Consider the following 5,138-nt stretch of genomic DNA (forward strand, 5'->3'; position numbering starts at 1 on the left):
ACTTAATTATCTTGAATTACTTCATGTTGCATTCTGACGTGCGGAAGGTGGGATTCAAGATAAAGGCGGTAAAATCATCGAAAATTACGTAGATGTCCCAACTTCCGCTTCGGGATTTACCTTTATAGGTCCTTCAGGAATGGGAAAGACAACCAATCTCAAAAATATTTTAGATCTTTATCCTCAAGTTATCGTTCATCCAGAACACAACGGTGCTTACCAGATAGTTTGGATCAAAATTGATTGTCCTCATGCTGGTTCGTTAAAAGGTCTTTGTATTGATGTTTTCAAAGAAATAGATCGCTTAATAGGGACGAATTACTTTAAGAAATTTGGCTCTACTCGCAATTCAGAAGATTATATGTTGGCTCAAGTGGCGCAACTTGCTCATACCCATCATTTGGGAATGCTTGTGATTGATGAAATGCAAAACTTAGTCAACGCTAAAAGAAGAAAGGACGATCTGCTAAACTTTTTAGTCAAAATGGATAACATTATTGGCGTACCAGTTATCCGAGTAGGCACAAATGAAGCCTATCCTATTCTGCAAGGTAACTTTAGAAATGCCAGGAGAGGAACGGGAGAGGGAGGTGTTCTCTGGGATCGTATGAAGCAAGAAGATGAAGATGAGTGGGATGAATGGAAGTTTTTTGTCGAGGGAATGTGGAAATACCAATGGACGGCAGAATATACGGTTTTAACTGATGAAATATACGAAGCACTTTACTTTGAAACTCAAGGAATTATCGATTTAGTAGTTAAGCTATTTAAAATGGTTCAATGGCGAGCGATCGCAGAAGCAGAAGATGAAATCATTACCGTTGATCTGATTCACGAAGTAGCAAATGAAGGATTGTATTTAGTTAAGCCAATGCTTGAAGCGATTAGGTCTGGTGATACAGAGTGGATGCTTAAATATAAAGACATTGCTCCTTTAAGTACTGTTGAATATCAAAATAAATATGCCTCCAAATTGCAATCAGAGGATTTAAAAGAAACTCGACGTTTAGCTCGCAAGCAGCAAGAGCAACAATCGCCGATATTAACCACTGTCATACTTAAACTAATCCAAGAACTAAATGTAGATGCTCTTTTGGCTAAACAATGCGCCGAAAAAGTATTCGAGCCGAAGAAGAAACAACACAACGTTCAAGATTTAGTCAATGAGGCATATGCCTTAAGTTTACAAAGTGGAGGCGGTAGTTTTGCCGAAATTAATCAAGACAATCAGAAAAAATCTACCAAAGCTAAATTAGAACCAAAATATCAGGAAAATGACATGAGATTAATAGTTGCCGAAGCACAGAAACTAGGCATTTCGGCACATGATGCTTTAAAAGAAGCAGGATTTATCAAAAATCCCATTGATGATTTCATTAACATTAACTAATGCTCGGTTCTTTTCCTAATCCTTATCCTGACGAGCTACTTTATAGCGTAGTTGCCAGATATCATATTCGCAGTGGCAATAAAAGCTTTCGGCAAACCCACGAAGAGCTATTTGAGACGGTTGATTTGCAGTCAGACAAGATAGTTTTACCTAATAATCTCAATTTTCTAACCAGCCAACTTCCTCAAGGCTCTCAGTTAACTGTTGAAAGTTTAATTAAAAAAAACACTCTTTACCCCTTCTTCCGTAGTTTTCTCACACCTATAGAACCCATTTGGGATCTTTTGGGGAAAAGGTTACACTAGTGGCGATACGGCGAGGAACCTCGGAGCGGTGCGCTATCTAGTTAATTGCGATCGCTATAGTATAACCTTAAATATTTGCTTGAAAACAGAAGTGTAAATAGGAAAAAAAATGCCATATTCAAGTAGTCTCACAGATCGAGAATGGGAAATTATTGAACCCTTGTTACCCAATAAAAAGAAAACCAAACCCCCTAGATGGACTAAGAGACAAATTTTAGATGGTATTTTCTATCAATTAAAAAATGGTTGTAACTGGTGTGATTTACCTAAAGACTTGCCTCCTTATTCCACTGTCTTTTGGCATTACAAACAATGGCGAGGGGAAGGAGTGATGGATAAAATTATGGATACATTACATCAACAAGTCCGTGAGCAAATGAAAAAAAAACACAGTGGACAACCTTGATTATGATCGATTCTCAAGCGGTCAAAAATACCTGCAATGCTAGTAAATCATCAAAAGGTTTTTGTTTTTACAAAGCGACCAATGGAATTAAAAGACATTTAGCTGTAGACAGTTTGGGATTGCCTTTCTTTACTCATTGTACTAAAGCTAATATTAGTGATGATCGGGGGTTAATTGAAATGTTAACTCTTAATATTGATTATTTTAAAAATAAACCAGCCGAACTTCCGCTAACAACAATCCTAGTAGATAATGGTTATCATCCCCAGAAAATCGAGGAAGAATTAAAAAAGATTTATCCAGCGATTATGACAAAAATTCGCTTTGAACTCTCTCCAAAGCCTTCAAAAACCGAAAAAGAAAAACAAGGAAAATCAGGATTTGTTCCTGTCAAAGCCAGATGGGTTATTGAAAGAAGTAATTCTTGGATGGAAAGATGTAAAAGTTTAACTAAAAACTTTGAAAGAACTTTGGCTCATGCTAACGCCAAGATTCATCTGTGTTTTGTCAGACTTATGCTGAAAAGATTAGCAGCGATCGCATAAGGTTTTAGAGAACCCAAATGGGTTCTATAGAAATATATTCTTTCAAAAACTTGATGCGATCAAAGTCTAGTACATCTATTTCTCAAGCTGCAAAGATATCGGATAAAGAACGCAATCGAGTGCTGAAATTTTGCCCTCAATGTCGTGCAGAAGACGAACAAAAATACGGGGAAGCCTATTGGCATCGTCAGCATCAAATACCAGGAATGCTGGTGTGTTTGAAGCACAAATTACCTTTATTAAACAGCACCATTTTACTCGAAAACAAGCAAATTCATTACTACGGTGCTAGTCAAGTAAATTTGGATGAGGTTAACCAAGCTAATTATTCTAAAGAGTTTGAGAGTAAGGCATTATCAATTGCTCAAGAAACTAACTGGTTGAGCCATAATTATATTGAATTTTGGGGAATGACTTGGCTGAGAAACAAATATAAGTCGCTACTATTAGAAAAGGGATTTATAACCAAATACTCGCCAACTAAGTTTAAATACCACAGCGAAATATTTACACAGGCTTTCGTCAAATTTTATGGCAAGGAATTTTTACTGGCGATTCAACCACAAGTCTGGGAAAAACTAAATATTTATTTAGAATACTCTTTATTTTCCTGCGATATCGCCCAAACCATAGATCGCATAACTCATATTCTACTGATTAAGTTTTTATGCGGTTCGAGCAGAAATATTTTTGGATGACAGTAGTTATCACAAGCGATTAAACTGTGTAGATGATTTTTGCTTGAAATAACTGTTTATGGCGATCGCTCAAGTAGGTAGAGAAGAACAACAGGAAAACATCGAACTCATACAAAATCCCTACATAGAATTAGCTTTTCCTGTAATAGGACAAAGCTTACCCATCGATCATGGTTATCAATTATATTCAGCATTGAAATATAAGTTGATGCAGCTAAAAGACTGGGATGAGGTTAGTATTAAAACCATCTCAGGGAAGCTAGATCGCAATACAAGAAACCAGCTAAACTTAACCGACCGTTCAAAACTCCTAATCCGCCTGCCTTCAGAAAAAGTACCTTTTGTTTATACCTTTAGTGGTAAATCTTTAACTATCGGCAAACACAAGATTAGGTTGGGAATTCCTGAAATGAATTTTCTGCAACCAAAATCCAGGTTGCGATCGCACATTGTCGTGATTCGAGGCTATGAAGAACCAAATGGTTTTCTCGAAGCAGCCAAAAGACAGATAGAGATACTAAATATCAAGACTGACTTAAAACTGATTGCTAAAAAAGACGGTACTCCCAAACCAAAAACCATAAGAGTAAAGCAAATCCTAGTTGGCTTCGGCATCGAAGCAAATAATTTAAGCGAGTCTGATTCAATTATCCTTCAGGAAAAAGGATTAGGAGGAAAGCACAAAATGGGTTGTGGTGTATTTGTTTGAGTTAGTTGGGAAATGATGAATGAAGCAGTTAAGCCAAAAGTAGAAATAAGCTTGAACGATCCTGCCATGACCATGCTACATCGTGGGGGAGTTGCTGGTTTGTATATGACCCTCAAAGCTCTAGAAAGGCGATATCCTACCCAGAGATCTCGTCAAGGTAATTTTAAGTGGAGTTTAAGCAAGACTAGTATTAGCCTCTATTGGAAAGGAAGCGACTATGAAGCCTTAGATTGGCTATTCTCCGAATCATTTCAAATCAGTAGCGACGGTTTAATCTCTCTGACTGGCTTACAGTCTCATAGCAAAGAAAGCCAATTAGCAATTCACATTGGTATTAAAAATACCTTTCTGCAACACAACCAATTCTTCAAATCCGCAGGAGATGCTACTGAAAATATAACTATAGAAGGCTTAGAAGTCCCGATTGACTATAAAAAAGCTAAATCCTACGCTCACCAAAATTATGCCGAACAGCTATGTCCGATAGAAAAACTAAACTGGAAAAAAGTTTCCCTTAAATTCAAACTTCTACTTCTCAGACATCACACCTTAATCGGACTTTTGTTCTTATTCGACATCCAACAAGGCAGTAATTTACAGCAAAAGACAATCGGCATAACAGGCTGGTTGTACCCTGGTGCTGCTATCAAACACTACGCCTACAAGAAAGAAACTCAGTTTACTGAAACTAGAGAAAGAGCGATCGCATTACTGTACGCGCCTGTTGCTTGTCTTTATTTTATTTCACCTAAATCTCGTCTCTACGACACTAAAAGTCAATATTGCTTAGTCATTCCTGATATAAAAGATCTGGAATTATACGCTCGACAAAGACAGAAAACCGCAAACTGGAACTACCAACAATTTTTAGCATCTGGCTACAGCGATGCAAGTTTTCGCCTTCTCACCCAACAGTCTGCATTACTTACCATCAGACAAAACGATCTCAAATGCTGTCAAGTAATTACTTTTGGTCAAACAAAATGGACGGGATTTCAGAAAATTCGTAAAAACGTTGAGATTGTCCAAATATACTTCGCACGGTCATAACTTGCGCTTTTTTTCCAAGAGCCATAATCTAATCA

7 protein-coding genes are annotated in these 5,138 nt (G+C 37.3%); all 7 read left to right on the forward strand.

Annotated elements, in window-relative coordinates; all coding sequences use genetic code 11:
* Positions 1-124: 124 nt before the first annotated feature.
* The 7 genes from I4641_RS23110 (at position 125) to cas8a1 (ending at position 5,103) form a co-directional block, all read left to right on the forward strand.
* Positions 125-1,390 (forward strand): ATP-binding protein, encoded by a 1,266-nt coding sequence (locus I4641_RS23110; protein ID WP_369426876.1) that lies wholly within the window; start codon positions 125-127, stop codon positions 1,388-1,390.
* Positions 1,390-1,695, forward strand: coding sequence for a TniQ family protein (locus tag I4641_RS23115; RefSeq protein ID WP_229642940.1), 306 nt, complete (start codon positions 1,390-1,392; stop codon positions 1,693-1,695). Before I4641_RS23110 ends, I4641_RS23115 begins: the two co-directional genes overlap by 1 nt.
* 109 nt (positions 1,696-1,804) lie before the next feature.
* Positions 1,805-2,101 (forward strand): transposase, encoded by a 297-nt coding sequence (locus tag I4641_RS23120; RefSeq protein ID WP_229642941.1) that lies wholly within the window; start codon positions 1,805-1,807, stop codon positions 2,099-2,101.
* A 2-nt stretch (positions 2,102-2,103) separates the two neighbouring features.
* On the forward strand, positions 2,104-2,646 hold the full coding sequence (locus I4641_RS23125; protein ID WP_229642942.1) for a transposase: 543 nt from the start codon (positions 2,104-2,106) through the stop codon (positions 2,644-2,646).
* 17 nt (positions 2,647-2,663) lie between these two features.
* A complete protein-coding gene (locus I4641_RS23130; protein WP_229642943.1) occupies positions 2,664-3,344 on the forward strand; it encodes a TnsD family Tn7-like transposition protein in 681 nt (226 codons plus the stop codon).
* A gap of 58 nt (positions 3,345-3,402) precedes the next feature.
* Positions 3,403-4,053: a type I-MYXAN CRISPR-associated protein Cas6/Cmx6 gene (gene cas6, locus I4641_RS23135; protein ID WP_229642944.1), complete on the forward strand. Its 651-nt coding sequence runs from the start codon at positions 3,403-3,405 to the stop codon at positions 4,051-4,053.
* 12 nt (positions 4,054-4,065) lie between these two features.
* Positions 4,066-5,103, forward strand: coding sequence for a type I-MYXAN CRISPR-associated Cas8a1/Cmx1 (gene cas8a1 / locus I4641_RS23140; RefSeq protein ID WP_229642945.1), 1,038 nt, complete (start codon positions 4,066-4,068; stop codon positions 5,101-5,103).
* Positions 5,104-5,138 lie beyond the last annotated feature (35 nt).

The sequence above is a fragment of the Waterburya agarophytonicola KI4 genome (assembly GCF_020640915.1).
GTDB lineage: Bacteria > Cyanobacteriota > Cyanobacteriia > Cyanobacteriales > Xenococcaceae > Waterburya > Waterburya agarophytonicola.